The following is an 18,834-nucleotide window of genomic DNA, read 5'->3' on the forward strand; positions in this document are numbered from 1 at the left end:
GTTCTTTATTTCAATGCTCCAGTCACGATTTCTTTTAATACAGAAAGAATCTTATCATTTTGCTCTTTGGTCCCGATGGTAATACGTTGAAAACCTGGGAAGCCTAGCGCATTACCAGAGCGAACGATGATGCCTTGAGAGAGCAGCTTCTTAAATACTTCATCGGAATCCCTTTTCAAATCAACCAAGATAAAGTTGGTCTGAGATGGATAGTAGGAAATTCCCCACTCGTCAAAGGAATCGGTAAACTGCTTCATGCCTTCACGGTTACGATCGCGGCATGTTTTCACAAATTCCTGGTCTTTTAACGCCGCACGTGCTGCTACTTGGCCAAGTGTGCCTGTATTAAACGGCTCACGCACATGTTCCAAAGAGGAAATGAGCTCCTCTGACGCGACCCCGTAGCCGATACGAAGGGCAGCCAGACCGTAGATTTTGGAGAAAGTACGCAAAATAATCAGGTTCGGATACTCAGCGAGCATCGGTACTGTTTGTGGATACTCTGGATCCACCACATACTCGTAGTAAGCCTCATCCAATACGACCAGCACATTTTTGGGAACCTTTTTCAGAAAAGCTTCCAACTCGGATGTTGTTACAATCGTCCCAGATGGATTGTTCGGGTTACACACCCATACGACCTTCGTCTGTTCGTTGATGGCAGCCGCCATCGCTTCGAGATCGTGAACGCCATCTTTCAACGGCACCTCAATCAAGTCTGCTCCTTCAATAATCCCATTTGAGCGATATTGCGAGAACGTTTGCGTCGCCATGACTGCATTTGTTCCTTCACCCAAAAAAGCACGAGAGATCATCAACAGAATTTCATCAGACCCGTTGCCGAAAAACAATTGACCTGGTTTGACTCCGAGGAAGTCAGCAAGATCCCAGCGTAGATTAAGGCTTGCACCGTCTGGATATAGGGCCAAATTGTCCAACTGTTCCGCAATGGCGGCTTTAGCCTTCGGTGAGGAACCAAAAGGATTTTCGTTGGACGCCAGCTTGATGACTTCGGTCAAACCAAATTCACGTTTAACGTCATCAATGGGCTTGCCAGGTTGATATACCGGGGCATTGAGTATGCGTTGTTTCGGTTGCATCCACGTTCACTCCAGTCACATTTTTCCCACTATTGTAGCGCACTGGCTAACTGATGTACAAAGGTTTTTATTTTTTCTACTGCTTCTGGCATCTGTTTTGGGTCTTTCAGTTGCTCAGCATGTTCCTCGATTAGCTGTACAATGGCACTTCCCACAATGACACCATTTGTATGGGGTGCTACTGCTCGTACCTGATCCGGCGTGGATATTCCGAAGCCTACCGCAGTAGGAACCGATGTACTGGCCTTTACTCGTTCCAGAAAATCTGCCAAATCCTCTCGCAGGTCTACACGGGCACCCGTCACACCGAGCGACGATACACAATAAAGAAATCCGGTTGCTTGCGCGCCAATCGTATTGATTCTGGAACTAGAAGTTGGTGCCACCAGCGAAATGACATGAATGCCATTCTGTTGTGCTGCGGTTACTACTGGACCGTTTTCCTCAATCGGTAAATCAGGAATCACAACACCATCAGCACCATAGGCCGCGAGATCGGCAAAAAAGCGCTCGATGCCATATTGTAAAACCGGATTGAAGTAGGTGAACAGGACGATGGAAGCCTCCATACCTGATTCGCGAAGCCTTTTGACCAAGTGCAAAGCATCCCCGATCGTCACGCCATTTTTCAGCGCGCGTTCTGAAGCCCGTTGTATCGTTGGGCCATCTGCCAAGGGATCGGAGTAAGGGACGCCGAGCTCAATGAGATCTGCTCCTGCTTCGACCATCGCTTTTACGAGATGAAAGGTTGCTTCTATTGAAGGATCGCCTACCGTTAGAAATGGGATGAATCGTTTGCGATCACGATCCGCGAATAATTGATCGATTCTGTTAAGAGCTGTCGTCATGATTACTCTCCCCCTCCTGCTGTCAGCGCTTCTTGAATAGTTAGTACGTCTTTGTCCCCTCGACCAGACAAGCAGATCACGAGTATTTGATCTGAAGTCATTTCTTTCGCACGTTTTATCGCTTCAGCTATCGCATGTGCGCTCTCCAACGCTGGAATGATCCCTTCCGTTTGACAAAGCACTTGTACTGCCTCGAGCGCTTCCGTATCTGTTACCGATGTATAGGTCACTCTTCCACTGTCTTTGAGATAGGCGTGCTCAGGTCCTACTCCTGGATAATCCAAGCCAGCCGAAATCGAATGCGCTTCTTGCACCTGTCCGCATTCATCCTGCAACAAGTAGGTTAAGGAACCGTGGATGACTCCCGGGCGTCCAAGTGTTAGTGTTGCTGCATGTTTTTCAGTATCGATTCCTTTTCCTGCCGCTTCTACCCCTCTAAGCGCGACAGACTCATCCTGAATGAACGGATAAAACATGCCAATCGCATTGCTGCCGCCACCAACGCAAGCAACGATCTCGTCTGGAAGCCTTTTGAGCATTTGCAGGACTTGACTGCGAGTCTCTTCTCCGATAATTTTTTGGAATTCGCGTACGATGTACGGATATGGATGTGGGCCAACGACAGATCCGATGACATAAAACGTTTCTTCGACATGGGAAACCCAATGGCGAATCGCTTCGTTTGTCGCATCCTTAAGTGTACGTGAGCCGGATACAGCAGGAATGACTTCGGCACCAAGTAGCTTCATCCGAAAAACATTCAACGACTGGCGACGAATATCTTCTTCCCCCATGAACACCTTGCAAGAGAGTCCGAGCTTTGCTGCCACAGTTGCACTTGCCACTCCGTGCTGACCAGCGCCCGTTTCGGCAATAATTGATTTTTTGCCCATGCGCTTGGCTAGCAAGGCTTGGCCCAAAGCATTGTTCAATTTATGTGCACCCGTATGGTTAAGATCTTCTCGTTTCAAATAGATTTGGGCACCGCCGACCGTTTTCGTCAAACGCTCTGCATAGGTGAGCGGAGTTGGGCGTCCAGCATACTCGCTGAGCAGTCCATTCAATTCTTGAACAAATGCCGGGTCTCGACGTGCTTCTTCAAAAGCGATCTCGAGTTCTGTCACCGCATTCATCAAGGTTTCCGGAATAAACTTGCCTCCGAAGGCACCAAATCGTCCGTTTTCGTCAGGCACGACTCGCGTAGTTGTTTGAATGTTGTTCATGCGCCTTCACCCTCTCCACCAATGTTTTTATTTTTTCGGCGTCTTTTTCGCCATCTGTCTCTACTCCACTGGACACATCGACTATCCCTGCTTGATACTGCCTCATTAATTCTCCGACATTCTCCGCATGAATCCCTCCAGCAATGATGCAGTCTGCTTCCTCGCATGCTGCTTGCAATGCAGGGATTTGCTCCCACGAAAACTTTTTCCCTGTACCACCTGCTTGACTAGGGTCATACGTATCAAACAAAAAGGCACTGACAATGCCTCGATAGGATTCAATTGCTTGAGCAGCATCCGCTTCTCCGCCCACTGCCAACGCCTTCCATACCGGAATTGCAAACCGCTCCCGAACTTGCTGGCAAAATTGTGGCGTCTCCTGTCCATGCAATTGGATCACAGATAATGGTGCCTCACGTAGCACTTCCTCCAGTTCTTCCATCGTCGGATTTACGAACACACCAACAGCAGGAGGATGGCCCGAAACGGCTGCAAGCAATTGTCCAGCAGTCTGGGCATCTACTTGTCGCTTACTTGGGGCAAAAACAAGGCCTACGTAATCGACTTCCAGCTCTTTTAACAGCGAAAGTGTTTCCGCTCGCTTAATCCCGCATATTTTCAAACGAGTCATACACTCACCCCCGGTGCAGCTTCTCCCACGAGATCAATGACTGCGCGCTCTACGTCTGTTTGGCGCATGAAATGCTCTCCAATCAAGACAGCCCGGGCACCTGCACTTCGTACATTCTCAATATCCGCTGGTGTCGAAATCCCACTTTCGCTCACAATCGTCAATGACGTAGGCAGTTTTGCAATCAGCTCATGCGTAACGGCTAGGTCAGTTTGAAACGTATTTAAGTTTCGATTGTTGATCCCGAGCAATTTAGGTTCCATTGCTTGAAAAACAAGCTCGCACTCGCGTTTGTCATGAACCTCCACCAGTACATCCATGCCCAGCTCCTCGGCAGTTTGGTTCAGGTGGCGAAGTGTTTCTCGATCGAGAATGGCTGCAATGAGCAACACACAATCAGCGCCTGCTGCTCTTGCTTCCACGACTTGAATTTCATCAAGTAGAAAGTCTTTTCTGAGTAATGGACGATCAATTGCCTCGTGAATTTGCCGTAGATAGCTCAAGCTCCCTTGGAAAAAGGACTCGTCTGTCAAAACAGACAAACATTCTGCGCGAGCTGCCTGATAAGCCTTCGCAATGGTCACTGCTTGGAAATCAGGTCGGATTAACCCTTTGGATGGCGATGCTTTTTTTACTTCGGCAATCACGCTTACAGGCCGTACACTTGTCTCCAATGCGTGACGAAATCCACGTGGACGTTGTACTTCTTTCGTTGCTGCGAGCAATGCTGAAACGGTTGTTTCTGCTTGAAGACGTGCGATCTCTTCGCGTTTCTTTTCTACGATTTTACGAAGCATGAATCATACCTCCTGCGATGTGACGAACGTGCTCAAGCTTTCGCGTGACCAGTCCGCTGTCTATCAATTCCGCTGCACGTATAACCCCTGTTTCAATCGAGCTAACACGATCTGCGAGGTAGAGGATCGCGCCCGCATTCAGCAAAACGATGTCGCGTGCTGCCCCACGTGCACCGGAAAACACGTCGTGAATGATCTTGGCATTCTCATTGGCATCACCGCCGCGCAAAGCATCCTTTTCATGTCTGCGAAGACCGAACTGCTCAGGCTCGATTTCATACGTCAAAATACGCCCATCGCGCAACTCGGCAATATGACTCGTTCCCGTTACCGTCAATTCATCTAGACCATCCGAACCTGCGACAACGAGCGCTCTGTTCACATCCAGCTCGTGTAAGACTGCGGCTACATTTGGAAGCAGCTTGGCATCATACACGCCCATAAGCTGATGGCTGGCACCTGCTGGATTCGTCAATGGTCCCAATAAATTAAATACTGTGCGAATCGCCAATTCTTTTCGCGGTCCAGCTGCATGCTTCATTGCTTGGTGGTACAGAGGAGCGAACAGGAAGCAGAGATTGGTCGCTCGCAGGCAATCTGCAGCGTCCTTTGGAGATAAATTGACGGGCACTCCCAACGCTTCCAACACATCAGCACTGCCACTTTTGCTGGAAACTGCACGATTCCCGTGCTTGGCGATACGTACACCGTCAGCTGCTGCGACAATGGCACTCGCCGTCGAAATGTTAAAGGTGTGACTTCCGTCTCCTCCTGTTCCGCAGGTGTCTACCAGACCTGGCAGATCGATCGGAAAACTCATCGCCCGCGCTCTCATCGCTTTAGCAAAACCGATAATCTCTTCCACTTGCTCGCCTTTCAAGCGAAGACTCGCTAAAAATGCACCAATTTGAGCCGGAGTTGCCTTTCCGTCCATAATCTCACCCATGGCCTCTTCTGCAACCGTCCGTGTTAAGTGCTTCCCAAGCAGAATTTGTTCCAGCGCGTATGTTAGCATGACAACTCCACCTTTCTGACAAACATCTGTTCAGCTTTTTCTAAAGCGGAGAGCATCGCTGCTGCTTTGTTCACCGTCTCTTGATATTCACTCGCAGGGACTGAGTCCGCTACGATGCCTGCTCCTGCTTGTACATGTGCGTACCCATCCTGAAAGAACAACGTTCGAATCGTGATACAGCTATCAAGTGAACCATCAAATGAAATGTAGCCGATTGCTCCCGCATACAGATGGCGTGCGTCAGGCTCGAGCTCTGCAATAATTTCCATCGCCCGTAGCTTGGGAGAACCAGATACCGTCCCTGCTGGAAAAGCGCTTAGCAATGCATCGAAAGCGTGTAGTCCCTCACGAAGCTTGCCTGTCACATGCGAAACCATATGCATCACATGGGAGTAGTTTTCAATAATCAGTGCTTCCTCCACTTTCACACTTCCGTAAGCAGAGACCTTTCCTACATCGTTGCGCCCTAGATCCAGCAGCATGTAGTGCTCGGCTCTCTCCTTTTTATCTGCCAAAAGATCAGCCGCCAGCGCAGCATCTTCTTGTGGGGTTGCCCCTCTTTTCCGCGTTCCGGCAATCGGTCGCATCTCTACTTTTTCATCTTCTACACGCACGAGCAGTTCTGGTGATGTCCCGACCACGGTCTCGCCCTCGTATTCGAGATAGTACATATACGGGGAAGGATTCAACGTGCGCAACAATCGATACACCGCAAAAGGATCGACATCTGTCTTTACAGAAAAACGTTGCGACAACACGACTTGAAAAATGTCGCCGGCTGCGATATATTCTTTCGCCTGCACGACTAGTTGCTCGTATTGCTCACGCGTCATATTTGGCTCTACTGCTAATGGCGTTGGTGTATCCGCCGCTACTTGAATGCGTTGATCCATTTCAAGCGGAGCCATAACTTTTGCAGCGAGCTCCTCGATTCGTTCGCAGACTTGCTTGTATTTTTCACCAATAGTATCCGCAGTGTCGCCTGGCTCCACATGGAGGTTCACAATCAATTGAATTTCCTGCTTCAAATGATCAAAGGCGATCATCTCATCAACGAACAGAAAGCGCATATCCGGCACTCGTACAGCTTCCTTGCGATGTGCTGGCAAATTTTCGAAGTAGCGCAGCGTATTGTAGCCGAAAAAGCCTACCGCACCTCCACTGAGACGAGGTAACCCGGGTAGCTTTGGGCTTTTGTAGCGATCGGTTTCTTCACGCAAAAAGGAGACGGGATTTCCTGTCTGGACAAGCTTTTCACCAGTACGATAGGAAATGGTGATTTCTTCCCCTTTTGCTTCTACGATTTGAAAAGGATTCATGCCAATGAACGAAAAACGAGCCCAGCGCGCACCACCTTCTACGCTCTCCAGCAAAAAGGAATCACTCGTGCGAATCTTCTGATACAAGCGAATCGGTGTCTCCTGATCCGCCAACAGTTTCATGCTTACAGGGATAAGGGAATACGACGCCGAGAGGGTCTTAACCTCGGCAAGGGAAGGGAAATACATGAACTCTCATCTCCTCAATTAGTGGGAGAGAAAAGGGAATCAGACATCCGCCTTTTCTACACCCGCTTCCTAGAGCGAGAGGTAGGGGGGGAGGAATTTTTTGTATACAAAAAAAACCCAGACAAAGAGACCTGGATTGGGTGTCAATATGTACCCAGCCTTCTCTTCTCTCCTCAACCTAACTCATCTCAACTCTGCTCAACTCATTCTCTGCTCTCAGCCGGCTTTTGCTTATTACCGGAAAAACGAGGCGCTCTCGTTTCACTTATGGTAAAAGAGAGCGCCCTAATTGTCAACCGCGATTTGTCAAATCCGGGCGCAACTTGACTGCATCACGCAAAAAGACGTGATGCATGTCTTTTGCTGTCTTGTCTGTATTCACATGCATCATGACACGAATACAAAGCGGCAAGCCACCCGGCACTGGGATTTCTCTTGCGCACATGAGTGGCACATATTGCCAAGCTTCTCCTTCAAGCAGGCGAGCCGCTTGAGCAGGGAAGGTCGCACAGAGGTCCTCTGTCGTCGTGATAATAATACTACCAATGTCTTCGGGGTTTACTTCATTGCGACTTACCATTTCTTCCAACAACCATTTTGTAGAGGAGACAATCTCTTCGCGCGTATCGGCTTCCACCGTGACTGCGCCTCTGATTCCTCTCATTCCCATCCTTATCCCTCCACTTCTTCTCTCATGACTCCCAGTATGAGTTCTTCTTCTATATTTTTGACGACTTCAACCTGCCCGATTGCCCTAGGCAACACCAATGCCAGTTTTCCGCCTACCGTCTTTTTGTCCCGTTTCATGGCTTCCAGCACAGCTTCTGGCGAGAGATTACCCGGCCACGCCGTTGGCAAGTGGAACAATTCCAGCATCCGTTTCGTGCGATTGTATACACCTGTCTCGGCAAAACCAATGCGTTCTGCTACCTTGGCTGCCAAACACATCCCAATTGAGATAGCTTCCCCATGATTCAGGGTGGAGTAAGCAGACAGCGCTTCAAATGCATGCCCAAACGTATGACCCAAATTAAGCAATGCACGCTGCCCTTGCTCTGTCTCGTCTTGCGAAACAATAGCCGCTTTGACTGCGCAACCTTTTTCAATGGCTTTCCCTAATAATTCTGAATCGAGCTGCCATAGCCTATCCGCGTTGTCTTCCAGCCAATCGACAAAGGCAGCGTCGGCGATAAGACCATGCTTAACAACTTCTGCAAAACCTGCTGCGACCTCCCGCTTCGGTAAGCTATGCAATGCTTTCGTGTCGTAAATGACAACTTTCGGCTGATGAAAAGCACCAATGAGATTTTTTCCGAGTGGATGATTGATCGCTACTTTTCCACCAACCGAACTATCATGTGCGAGCAAGGTGGTCGGCATTTGAACGAAATCAATGCCGCGCATGTACGTAGCAGCCACAAATCCAGCCAAGTCTCCGACGACTCCACCACCGAGAGCCAATACAGCAGACTTCCTGTCCAGTCCTGCATCAATTGCCTCTGTCATCAATCGTTCGTAGACAGCCAGGCTCTTCGATTGTTCTCCAGCAGCGATGACAGCTGAGTGGGCCTGATACCCATGCTGTCGCAAAACTTCAAGCAAAGGCTCTAGGTAATGAACCGCTACATTCTCATCTGTGACAATCATCAGCTTGCTAGTAGAAGCAATTCCTGCCTCTACTAGCAACGCTGCTGCATCGTGCAAAAGACCGTCGCCTATCACAATCTCGTAGGAACGCTCCCCCAGTTCAACAGTCAGCTTCTCTACACTCATTAGAATTTCTCCGTGTACGCACGGTATTGACGTACGTTTTCTGCCATGTCGTCAAGAGAATCAGAAGGGAATTTTTCGCACATTGCACTCGCGATCTCCCACGCTACCACTGCCTCCGCAACCACACTTGCCGCTGGAACAGCACAACTGTCGGAACGCTCAATGCTCGCTGAGAATGGCTCTCTCGAGTCAATATCCACACTCATCAACGGTTTGTACAAGGTAGGGATCGGTTTCATGACACCCCGAACAACTACAGGCATTCCTGTCGTCATTCCGCCTTCGAGTCCACCTGCACGGTTTGTTTTACGGCTGTAGCCGGTTTCTTCGTTCCAAATAATCTCGTCATGAACTTGCGAGCCTTTCAGACCAGATGCCTCGAATCCGATACCGATTTCGACACCTTTGAAAGCCTGAATGCTCATAATCGCTTGTGCAAGACGTCCATCCAGCTTGCGGTCCCATTGCACATGGCTACCCAAACCAATCGGCACGCCTTCAACGATAACTTCTACGGTACCACCGAGGGAATCCCCGTCTTCTTTTGCTTTATCAATCGCCGCCATCATCAGTGGCTCTGCTTCTTTATCCAAGCAGCGTACTGGCGATTCTTCTGTGCGTGCAATCAGCTCGTCCAGACTTACTTCTTGTCGCTTCGCCACGATCTCATTGATCTGGAGTACCTGTCCGCCAATACGGATACCAAATGGAGCCAGCAATTGGCGAGCTACTGCACCAACAGCTACGCGGACAGTGGTCTCACGAGCGCTGGAACGTTCCAGAATATTGCGCATATCGCGTTGATGATACTTAATAGCCCCGTTTAAATCAGCATGTCCAGGGCGTGGACGGGAAACACGACGCTTTTCTTCAGTGCCTTCCTCTACAGGTTCAGCACTCATGATTCCTTGCCAATGCGTCCAATCATTATTTTCAACGACCAGTGTGATAGGAGCTCCGGTTGTATATCCATGACGGACACCAGAAAGAATTTTCACCTGATCCTTTTCAATCTGCATTCTTCTGCCGCGGCCATGGCCTTTCTGACGACGTGCCAACTGCTCATTAATTTCCTCAATGGAAATCGGCAAGTTGCTCGGTACGCCCTCAATGATAGCTGTTAATTGCGGCCCGTGGGATTCCCCTGCTGTCAAGTAACGCATCTCTATCCTTCCTCCATCCTCCAGGCAGCCTGTATCCCAAAATGACTCTTTTCGGGATGCTGTCCTTTATCACTTTTAAGCGCTATAATATCATACCTAGTACGCCGTGGAAATACAAAAGTGGCAAACGTCTGCGAAAAACCTTTTCTTTTTACAGGAAAACGCCCCTCCGTATAAGGAGAAGCGCTCTCGTTACGCTATCGCGAATAAATCAGGATTGACATACCTACACGTTGAAAAAAGGATTGGGGCTCAGCGGTTTGCGAGTGTGATCTACGCGTATCAAATCATCTAGTTGTGTCCTCTCCGCCCCTAATATCTGACCACATTCCTGCAGCGTGATCAGCCCTCGACGGTATGCTTCGATGACCTTGTGTTTATCCATCTGCTGCCTCCTCTTGCAAAGTAGGTATTCCTAGTCTTGGGAAAAAACAGCAGAGATATACCAAGGCCAACATGAATCAACCCATTTTTCGATAGAAGAACGTATCCTCTGTCTCCAGTTGGTATTGTTGCGGCTGAAAAATTTGTTCCGTGCTGCCTACAAAGAGTACCCCACCAGGTTTCAGTGCCCGGCTAAACTTATGATACAGCTCATGCTTTGCTTCTTCGGTAAAGTAAATCATCACGTTCCGGCAAATAATCAAATCAAATTGAGAATCAAATGAGTCCGCCAATAAATTATGTTTTTTGAACGTCACTTTTCTCTTCACTTCGTCCGTTATGCGATAGCTGAGTGTATCTTTTTCAAAATACTTCGTTACGAGGTCTTTCGGACAATCTTGCAGGGAGCGATCCGTGTATACCCCTTGCTTTGCTTTTGCCAGTGCTCCCTCATCAATATCGGAAGCGAGCACGGTCGCATCCATCTTCTTGCTCAGCAAAATCAGTGAGAGTGTGTACGGCTCCTCCCCTGTCGAGCATGCAGCACTCCAGCATTTCACCCGCGGCGATTGCTTCGCCAAGCGTGGCAAAATTTTATTCTCGAGAACTTCCCACCGGCCTGGATTGCGGAAAAATTCCGATACGTTGATGGTCATCCTATCGAGGAACTCATAGAAAAGCTCCTTGTCTTTAGCGATGGCATCGAAATACTGGGCAAATGTGTTGTACCCCCGCTTTTGTCTCAACGAGGTTAGACGGCGCTTCATCTGTGCTTCCTTGTAGAGGGCAAGATCAATTCCAGTCATTTTCTTCACACTAGCAATAAATTGGAGAAAGTCCTTATCTTCCATGCTGAATCGTACCCCCTTTAAAAACTCCTTAACTTCATTCGCTATATTTCGTCATTATCCTATCTGTTTTGACAAAGATTTTGACAAAAAAAAGAAAACCCCACTAAATGGGGGTTTTCTCGATCAGTCTTAGATCCAGCGTTGGATTGTTTTCTCGAAGGAGAGAACTTCTTCAGCGGAGAACCACAGGCCGATTTCACGCTCAGCGCTCTCAGGAGAGTCAGAACCGTGGATGATGTTCATGCCAACGGAAGTAGCGAAATCGCCACGGATCGTACCGGAAGCAGCGTCTACTGGGTTTGTTTTGCCCATCATAGCGCGAGCAGTTGTGATTACGTTGTTACCTTGCCATACCATAGCGAATACTGGTCCGGAAGTGATGAAGTCTACCAGTTCACCGAAGAATGGGCGCTCTTTGTGCTCTGCATAGTGTTCTTCAGCCAGTTCGCGGCTTACTGTCATCAGCTTAGCACCTACGAGTTGGTAGCCTTTTTTCTCAAAACGGGATACGATTTCCCCGATCAGGTTGCGTTGTACGCCATCTGGTTTTACCATAAGGAATGTTTTTTCCATTGTAAGTATGCCTCCATTAGAGCTATGTATTGGTGCATAGGACACCAACGTAAATTTTATCAAAACTAGAGTGGTCAAGCAACAGGAAGACCGTCAAAAAATCATTAAAATTTGCGATCGATGATGTAATTGGCGATACCTGTCAAAGATGTCTTAGCTTGGTTGTTAGGTAAATCTACGAGAATGGCATGCGCACGGGCGATGTAACGTTCAGCGAGGCGCTGCGAAAAAGCAATGCCCTCATCTTCTCGCACCATACGAACTGCTTCATCCGTATGATCCCAAAACGTATTTTGCGCGATCCATTCCTGGAATTGCGCACGTGCCTTTCCATGATGAGCAGAATAAAGCGCAGGCAACGTAATGTTTCCATGCACCAAGTCACTTCCAGCAGGCTTCCCTAACTGCTTCTCAGTCCCTGTAAAGTCCAAAATGTCGTCGGTAATTTGAAAAGCCATCCCCACATTGTAGCCGTACCAGTACATTTTGCGAATCATGTCAGCTGACGCTCCGCTTGCCACTGCTCCTAATTGACAGCTAATCGCAATTAAAAGCGCCGTTTTTCGTTTGATTCTGCGCAAATACGTACGGAAATTTTGGTCCCAGTTATTCAAATCCTTTACTTGCTCGATCTCTCCCTTGCAAACCTCGACGATTGCATTCGAGAGAATTTGGTGCAATTGCGGAATCGGGAGCTGGGAGGCAATGGCCAATGCCCGCGCAAAAATATAGTCGCCTGCGTACATGGCTACTTTGTTATCCCACTTCATCCGAACGGTATCTTTTCCGCGACGCTTATCCGCATCATCAATCACATCATCATGGACAAGCGAAGCCATGTGGATCAGTTCAAGAGGAACGGCCACATGCTTTAGCTTCTTGACATCGTAATTGCCCCACTTACCGCCAAGCAAAACAAAAACGGGACGAATCCGCTTTCCTCCTGCCTTGAGTAAGTGAGTCGAAGATAGATACAGCTCTCGAACCGGCGTATCAATCGCTTTTTCCAGTTCATCTTCTATGTATTGGACATCTTTTTTCATCTTGAAGTAAATATCGACTAGATTCATCCGTTCCACCTATCTCGTCAACGTAGTATTGGTCTGTCGGCCGCCAGCTTGCCACAGATCGACGGTTGCAGGTGCCGATAGAAGTCCCAGCTCCGCTGCGCATCGGTAATAGTACTCCAGTCCAATCCGCTGAACGTCACCGAAATCGTGCTGTAATCCTTGGAAATAGTGGATCCATTGCTCTTTCTCTCCACCGAAATGTGTGTGAACGTAGTCAATCAAAGGGGCTGTATTCGCTCTTGTTTTCCTTTTGCTCTCTAAAAAAGAAGCATGGACTTCCGCGATCAAATCATGCTGATCGGCAATAACCGCTCGACGAAGAGCCCAAATGGCAAAGGTCATGGAATAGCCCGTAAATTGATGCCACAGCTCTCCTAAGTCATAGACATGCAGGTCTTTGGCCGTTCGCTCAGCCGAAATAGCGTCGTCCCCGATCAAGAGCGCTGCATCAGCATCCTCCAGCATTTCTTGCAAAATGGGTTCCTGTGTAACGTAGGAAATCTCATAATCGTAAAACTTATGGAGAATGATCTTTAAGAGGTTCACTGTGGTAGCCGATGTGTTGGTCAAGGCTATTTTGGCACCGTTTATTTGTTCAATCGGCTTTTTGCTGAACAAGAGCCTACTCTCCCCTTGGCACTGACAGACAGATCTGCCAATGCCACGTATTCGGAGGCATGCTCTGCATAGCTAAACGAAGAAATCGGTCCCAAGTCTATCTCGCCATTCGCCATTGCAGTGTTTAACTGGGCAGGAACCTGGCGGATGAATTCGATTCGGTCTTCGAATTTCGCCTGATCAAAATAGAAGTAAACCGGCAATACATTGGTATACAAAATTTGTCCAACACGCAAAGACTTTTGCATGCGTTTATTCCCCCCAACGCCGGAACAGCGAATGTGGTACATCAATTGCATCCAAAGTTTTCCCTACTACAAAATTGATCAGATCATCCATGGTTTGCGGCTTCTGATAGTAACCTGGCATAGCAGGCAGAATCTTGACTCCCAGACGACTTAATTTGAGCATGTTCTCGAGCTGAATCGCATTGAGCGGCGTCTCTCTCGGAACGATGACCAAGCGCCGACCTTCCTTGATCATGACATCTGCAACGCGCTCCAGCAAATTACCTGATGCACCATGCGCGATGCCAGAAACAGTCCCCATCGAGCACGGTACTACGATCATACCGTCACAGCGATAGGAACCACTGGCTGCGGGACAATTGAAATCTCGCAGTCCCCAATAATGTAGCTCACCCGAAAAGTCTTGTTGCAGCTTCTCCTGCAATAGAGCTTCTCTGTCATCCGTGTGCCAATCCAGTTCATCACGAAATACTTGCCAGCCTGCTTCTGTAATCATCAAGTGAACGATATGTCCAGCACGTAAAAGCTCCTGGACGACTCGAACACCATAGATAGCACCACTTGCACCCGTTATCCCGACAGCCCACTTTTGCTTGTTCATGCAATCACCAAATCAATCATCGTAAAGGTAAACATCACGACACTCAAGATACCATTCATATTGAAGAATGCCATGTCCAGCTTGGACAGGTCTGTCGGCTTTACCAGCGTGTGTTCATAGATCAAAATCGCACCAGAAATGAGCACGCCTACCAAGAACCAGATAGACAAGTCTGCGACTACATACAACGACATCAGACCAACGAAAGTAAGAACGTGGCATACGCGGGCAATCAGAAGTGCATTGGCAATTCCGAAGCGGCTCGGCATGGAATAAAGTCCTTCTTTACGGTCAAAATCTGCGTCCTGGCACGCATAAATGATATCAAATCCTGCTGTCCAGAACATAACAGATGCAAACAATAGAAGGCCGATGCCATCTACTTGACCTGTTGTCGCTACCCAGCCACCTAACGGACCAAACCCGATGGCAACCCCGAGAACAAAATGGCAAAGCCAAGTAAAACGTTTCGTATAGGAATAAAGCACAAGAACAAACACAGCGAGTGGCAACAATTTCACAGCCAAATCATTTAACTGGAATGCAGCAATGAACAACACCGCAAAGGACACCACGATAAATAAAATGACTTCCACAATCGAAATGAGACCAGCAGGTATCGCTCGTGTGACCGTCCGAGGATTTTTCGCATCAATTACCCGGTCGATGACACGGTTTAAGGACATCGCTGCACTTCGAGCGCCCACCATCGCTACCGTCACCCAGAAAATTTCTGACCAGGTAGGCCATGCATTCTCTACCACAATACTTCCCAAAACAGCTCCCATAAAAGCAAAAGGCAAGGCAAAAAGGGAGTGCTCGAATTTAATCATTTCCAAGATGACTTTCAATTTACGTAGACCCATCTATGACACTTCCTATCTAGTGAAGAAATACCGGTTTACTCCCCATATACGCGTTTGGGGCCATCGCATTCGTCAACCTATGGCTTTGTGCCAATATGCAAGGCTGATACGCCGCCCATAAACAATTTGACCTGAACCGGGTCCAAGCCTGCTTTCTGAAACATGCTTGCCAGTTCGCGACTGTCCGGGAAATTGGTCAGGGATTGTGGCAGCCACGCATACTCTTCGTACTTGTTGACTGTCAGCTTCGCGATAAATGGCAAGATTTTGTAGAAATATAAGTAAAATAGCTTCCGGTACGGAAGGAACGGGGGCTTGGACACTTCCAGAGAAACGACTTTACCGCCCGGCTTCACAACACGCGCCATTTCATTCAAGACCTGCTGAACATCCGGTACATTGCGCAGGGCAAACCCGATTGTCACGAAGTCGAATGTATGATCCTCGTAGGGCAGATTCATCGCATCTGCGTTTACTAGCTTTACGTTGTTGCCAACACCTGCGTTCGCCACTTTATATGCCCCGACATCCAACATATTTTGGCTGAAATCAAGGCCAACAACGCTGCCTTCTTTACCAACTGCCTTGGCCAATGCAATGGTCCAGTCTGCTGTACCACAAGCGACATCCAACGCTGTATGCCCTGGCTGAATATTCATCTGCTTCATCGTGTAATTACGCCAAGCAATATGACTGCCAAAGCTGATTACATTATTCATTTTGTCGTAATCGTTTGCAATGCTCTCGAAAACGGAGTGAACGTACTCTGCTTTCTCATTCATCTGTGTCTGGTTCACTTGGCTACATCTCCTCAATTACCTTCTTCAAGCGACTGATCCGATGGGAGTACCGTGCCGTAATGGATGCAAGCATGTTCCGCGTCTCTGCCGGATGCAGCGTACGCACCATTTGCTCACATAAACCGATTAATTCGATGGCTTTTCCCTCAACGCCAGACAAAACTTGCGCGAGTGTAGCACCGGGTTTTTGCAGCAAAAAACGGGCAAAACCAAAAGGGACTTGTTCTTGCCATTTGAGCTGCTCCCACTCTCCGATCACACTCTCTACCTTGGCTGTTTCCTTCATCAGATCGCTCCAGAATCGACGGCGATCAGCTGAATCAGCATACTCCTCTACAACAGCCACGTATAAGCCCGTATCAATCGTATTTCGCAGTTCCCAGTACTCTTCATCTGATAAAATCTTGCTATCTCGCCCAGCGATGTAGAGTCTCATTTTCGCTTCGTTCACTCGCTGAATGGCTGCCGACAACACTTGAATAGCTTGGATTTCACCCGCTGAAGCCAGAAGGTGATAATAGCGACTGCTGTAATAATCACCCGCAAGTACGGTCAGCTGTCGGTTTCGCTCCGCGCTCTGTGAGGAGTCGTACTCATTTTTCACGAGCTCATGCGTGTCCAGTCCCAATTGGACAAGTCCTGTTGCTGTACATAAAACCGAAGCCTTTTCCTTCGGCATACCTTGTTCCAGCAAAAAAAGGTACAACAGCTCTAGACGATTTTCCGCCATGGAAGGAACGTCAACATAATGTTCTACATAGGAATGGGTGATTCTCTTGTAGATTTGTTCGATAATGGACCGAACCTCTTCTACATTCGGGGAAAGTTCTTTGCTCATGCGTCCTCCTCCACAAGCTGCACAACCTAAAGATGTCTGCCTGTTCCGTACTGTTCCATACTCTTCGGTCTTCCTCTGCCGTCCGGTCAAAAGGCCGTCTCTACTATCATACCATACTTCTTCCATCAGGGACTAATTCGCTCATAAAAATACGGCTCGATTCGAATGGGAAATGTACTGCTTACAAAGGACTGGATATCCGAAGGGTCGGTCAAAGGTTTGTCATGCCCTGCGAGATTTCCCGTTGTCGATTGTATGGCAATCAATAATCTCGATTCTTTTGGTGGATCCGTCTCCTCCAACAAGCGATAGTACACGGGCCCAACATTGTCTGCATAGGTACGCAAGTCGTATGTCAAACGGTAAAAATCTTGATAGACGGTGTTTAGCTCTACTTTTTCGGCAGGTTTCACCACAAAATCGACATAGATCGATGGGTTTTCCCATTTTATACGCTTAATATTATAATGTGTCGACAACCTTGTAAACAAATCAAGGGCATTTTGCTCGCTTAAGTGAATGGCTCGTGCCGACTGAAATGTCGGTATATCCGCTTGCATCCACTGATTTGTGGGAACGAGCGACAGCATCAGAGCCAAGAAAGTGGAAACAGCAATCGCCATCAACAATTGGCGCGGCATAGACATCCCTCCTCTCCTCCATTGTACAAACAAAAAAAGCAGGCTATGCCTGCTTCTTAGCAAAACGACTTGCTCTTTATTCGGTCGTATCCACGACGCCATGCTGCGAGTAAATCACTGCTTTTCCTCGCACCTTAATCGCAGAGGTGTGCTCAGTAAATTGAAAAATCATGACCTCGTCTTTATCGAGTTTCTCTGTATGATGAAAACGCGTATCAGTGCCTCTTGTTAATCCGATCACATGAACGCCATTTTCCTTCGCTTTGACTACGAAATAATCCTGATTAAATCCCGATGGTTGTGCCAATATGTTTCCTCCTGACCAATACGATATGCGAGTATGTCTAGTATGATGCCCCTTCTGACTCCAGTCGGCTCATGATCTTGTCTACATAGCGCTGTGTCTCTTGCGGCAATTGGTCAAACTTCGCTTCTAATTCGTCATCACTGCTGATTCCCAGACGACTCATCCGACCTGGACCAGCATTGTAAGCAGCAAGTGCTACTTTCACATCTCCATCATAACGATCCAAGAGCGACTTCAAATATTTTGTTCCACCTTCAAGGTTTTCATCAGGGTCGTATACATTACGGACTTGCATGGCTTTTGCCGTATTGTCCATCAGCTGCATCAAGCCCTTCGCCCCTGCGTGAGATTCTACATTCGGATTGAAATTGGATTCGGCCCTGACGACCTCTCTCACTAGATCAGCGTCCACTCCGATCGCTTTCGCTGTCTGATCAATCTTGCCCAAAATTTCCGGGGTAGGAACAGATGGCCCTTTTGCAAAAAACAGGGACTGCTCATTTTGAATATGGGTAGGAATCTTCCAGTTCCTAGAACCATCTAACTTGGCTAAAATCTCCTGCGAACTGATAACCCGCTGGCCGGTTGTTGCTAACTGGGACTGCAGGATGTCCGAGAAGAGCCCCTCGTCTCCATACGAAAGCGAAGAGGCGTCATAGGTTTGCGGCAATGTTTGCAAATATGGTTGAAGTGATACAGGCACCTTCATAGCATTGAACAACCCTTCCCTAGCTTGTCTACCTATCATTATAAAAAAGAAAGATCAAGAAGCCAATAGCAAAATGGTACTACTTGGGAGAGTAGCCATTTCACATAAAAAAGAAGCCTTTGCTCAAGGCTTCTGATCGTTATATGCAGATGGTCGGAATGCAGGGATTCGAACCCTGGACCTCACCCACCCCAAGGGTGCGCGCTACCGGGCTGCGCCACATCCCGACTGTACATCCGTACTATACAATATTTTACTTATAGAGTCAAT

At 48.1% G+C, this 18,834-nt stretch carries 21 protein-coding genes, 1 tRNA gene and 1 pseudogene; all 23 read right to left on the minus strand.

Translation table 11 applies throughout. The annotated features are described in order from the left end of the window. Window positions 1-5: 5 nt before the first annotated feature. Complete coding sequence (hisC, locus tag POF51_RS03960) at window positions 6-1,100, minus strand: histidinol-phosphate transaminase (protein WP_069845326.1); 1,095 nt, start codon at window positions 1,098-1,100, stop codon at window positions 6-8. Between the two features lie 29 nt (window positions 1,101-1,129). Then, a complete protein-coding gene (gene trpA, locus POF51_RS03965; RefSeq protein WP_017248127.1) occupies window positions 1,130-1,948 on the minus strand; it encodes a tryptophan synthase subunit alpha in 819 nt (272 codons plus the stop codon). 2 nt (window positions 1,949-1,950) lie between these two features. Then, window positions 1,951-3,171, minus strand: coding sequence for a tryptophan synthase subunit beta (gene trpB / locus POF51_RS03970; protein WP_069845327.1), 1,221 nt, complete (start codon window positions 3,169-3,171; stop codon window positions 1,951-1,953). Continuing rightward, on the minus strand, window positions 3,134-3,802 hold the full coding sequence (locus POF51_RS03975) for a phosphoribosylanthranilate isomerase (protein WP_069845328.1): 669 nt from the start codon (window positions 3,800-3,802) through the stop codon (window positions 3,134-3,136). Before POF51_RS03975 ends, trpB begins: the two co-directional genes overlap by 38 nt. Next, window positions 3,799-4,599, minus strand: a complete 801-nt coding sequence (gene trpC, locus POF51_RS03980) for an indole-3-glycerol phosphate synthase TrpC (protein ID WP_069845329.1) — start codon at window positions 4,597-4,599, stop codon at window positions 3,799-3,801. Before trpC ends, POF51_RS03975 begins: the two co-directional genes overlap by 4 nt. Further along, on the minus strand, window positions 4,589-5,614 hold the full coding sequence (trpD, locus tag POF51_RS03985) for an anthranilate phosphoribosyltransferase (RefSeq protein WP_069845330.1): 1,026 nt from the start codon (window positions 5,612-5,614) through the stop codon (window positions 4,589-4,591). The genes trpC and trpD overlap by 11 nt, the downstream gene beginning before the upstream one ends. Continuing rightward, window positions 5,608-7,122, minus strand: coding sequence for an anthranilate synthase component I (gene trpE, locus POF51_RS03990; protein WP_069845331.1), 1,515 nt, complete (start codon window positions 7,120-7,122; stop codon window positions 5,608-5,610). Before trpE ends, trpD begins: the two co-directional genes overlap by 7 nt. Before the next feature lie 292 nt (window positions 7,123-7,414). Beyond that, window positions 7,415-7,792 (minus strand): chorismate mutase, encoded by a 378-nt coding sequence (aroH, locus tag POF51_RS03995; protein ID WP_069845332.1) that lies wholly within the window; start codon window positions 7,790-7,792, stop codon window positions 7,415-7,417. Between the two features lie 2 nt (window positions 7,793-7,794). Continuing rightward, window positions 7,795-8,895 carry a 3-dehydroquinate synthase gene (gene aroB, locus POF51_RS04000; RefSeq protein WP_069845333.1) on the minus strand — a complete coding sequence of 367 codons (1,101 nt, stop codon included), beginning with the start codon at window positions 8,893-8,895 and terminating at the stop codon, window positions 7,795-7,797. Further along, window positions 8,895-10,058, minus strand: coding sequence for a chorismate synthase (gene aroC / locus POF51_RS04005; RefSeq protein ID WP_017248119.1), 1,164 nt, complete (start codon window positions 10,056-10,058; stop codon window positions 8,895-8,897). The genes aroB and aroC overlap by 1 nt, the downstream gene beginning before the upstream one ends. 226 nt (window positions 10,059-10,284) lie before the next feature. Then, a complete protein-coding gene (locus POF51_RS04010; protein ID WP_007716564.1) occupies window positions 10,285-10,443 on the minus strand; it encodes a hypothetical protein in 159 nt (52 codons plus the stop codon). Window positions 10,444-10,519: 76 nt separating this feature from the next. Then, the gene (locus tag POF51_RS04015; protein WP_017248118.1) at window positions 10,520-11,293 is read right to left on the minus strand and encodes a CheR family methyltransferase; all 774 of its coding nucleotides are present in this window, start codon (window positions 11,291-11,293) and stop codon (window positions 10,520-10,522) included. A 129-nt stretch (window positions 11,294-11,422) separates the two neighbouring features. Beyond that, window positions 11,423-11,866, minus strand: coding sequence for a nucleoside-diphosphate kinase (gene ndk, locus POF51_RS04020; protein WP_007716560.1), 444 nt, complete (start codon window positions 11,864-11,866; stop codon window positions 11,423-11,425). A gap of 104 nt (window positions 11,867-11,970) precedes the next feature. Continuing rightward, the gene (locus POF51_RS04025) at window positions 11,971-12,936 is read right to left on the minus strand and encodes a polyprenyl synthetase family protein (protein WP_017248117.1); all 966 of its coding nucleotides are present in this window, start codon (window positions 12,934-12,936) and stop codon (window positions 11,971-11,973) included. 9 nt (window positions 12,937-12,945) lie between these two features. After that, window positions 12,946-13,802: pseudogene (locus POF51_RS04030) on the minus strand (menaquinone biosynthesis protein). Between the two features lie 4 nt (window positions 13,803-13,806). After that, window positions 13,807-14,403 carry a UbiX family flavin prenyltransferase gene (locus POF51_RS04040; RefSeq protein WP_017248115.1) on the minus strand — a complete coding sequence of 199 codons (597 nt, stop codon included), beginning with the start codon at window positions 14,401-14,403 and terminating at the stop codon, window positions 13,807-13,809. Further along, window positions 14,400-15,269 carry a UbiA-like polyprenyltransferase gene (locus tag POF51_RS04045; RefSeq protein ID WP_017248114.1) on the minus strand — a complete coding sequence of 290 codons (870 nt, stop codon included), beginning with the start codon at window positions 15,267-15,269 and terminating at the stop codon, window positions 14,400-14,402. The genes POF51_RS04040 and POF51_RS04045 overlap by 4 nt, the downstream gene beginning before the upstream one ends. Window positions 15,270-15,346: 77 nt before the next feature. Then, window positions 15,347-16,066, minus strand: a complete 720-nt coding sequence (locus POF51_RS04050) for a demethylmenaquinone methyltransferase (RefSeq protein ID WP_069845335.1) — start codon at window positions 16,064-16,066, stop codon at window positions 15,347-15,349. A gap of 4 nt (window positions 16,067-16,070) precedes the next feature. Next, a complete protein-coding gene (locus tag POF51_RS04055; RefSeq protein WP_017248112.1) occupies window positions 16,071-16,907 on the minus strand; it encodes a heptaprenyl diphosphate synthase component 1 in 837 nt (278 codons plus the stop codon). Between the two features lie 125 nt (window positions 16,908-17,032). Next, window positions 17,033-17,548: a hypothetical protein gene (locus POF51_RS04060; RefSeq protein WP_069845336.1), complete on the minus strand. Its 516-nt coding sequence runs from the start codon at window positions 17,546-17,548 to the stop codon at window positions 17,033-17,035. 76 nt (window positions 17,549-17,624) lie between these two features. Further along, window positions 17,625-17,855: a trp RNA-binding attenuation protein MtrB gene (mtrB, locus tag POF51_RS04065; protein WP_017248110.1), complete on the minus strand. Its 231-nt coding sequence runs from the start codon at window positions 17,853-17,855 to the stop codon at window positions 17,625-17,627. Between the two features lie 37 nt (window positions 17,856-17,892). Then, window positions 17,893-18,603: a lytic transglycosylase domain-containing protein gene (locus POF51_RS04070; RefSeq protein WP_069845337.1), complete on the minus strand. Its 711-nt coding sequence runs from the start codon at window positions 18,601-18,603 to the stop codon at window positions 17,893-17,895. 111 nt (window positions 18,604-18,714) lie between these two features. After that, window positions 18,715-18,791: transfer RNA gene (locus POF51_RS04075), tRNA-Pro, on the minus strand. Between the last annotated feature and the right edge of the window lie 43 nt (window positions 18,792-18,834).

The sequence above is a fragment of the Brevibacillus sp. AG genome (assembly GCF_028369215.1).
GTDB classification, from domain to species: Bacteria; Bacillota; Bacilli; order Brevibacillales; family Brevibacillaceae; genus Brevibacillus; species Brevibacillus porteri.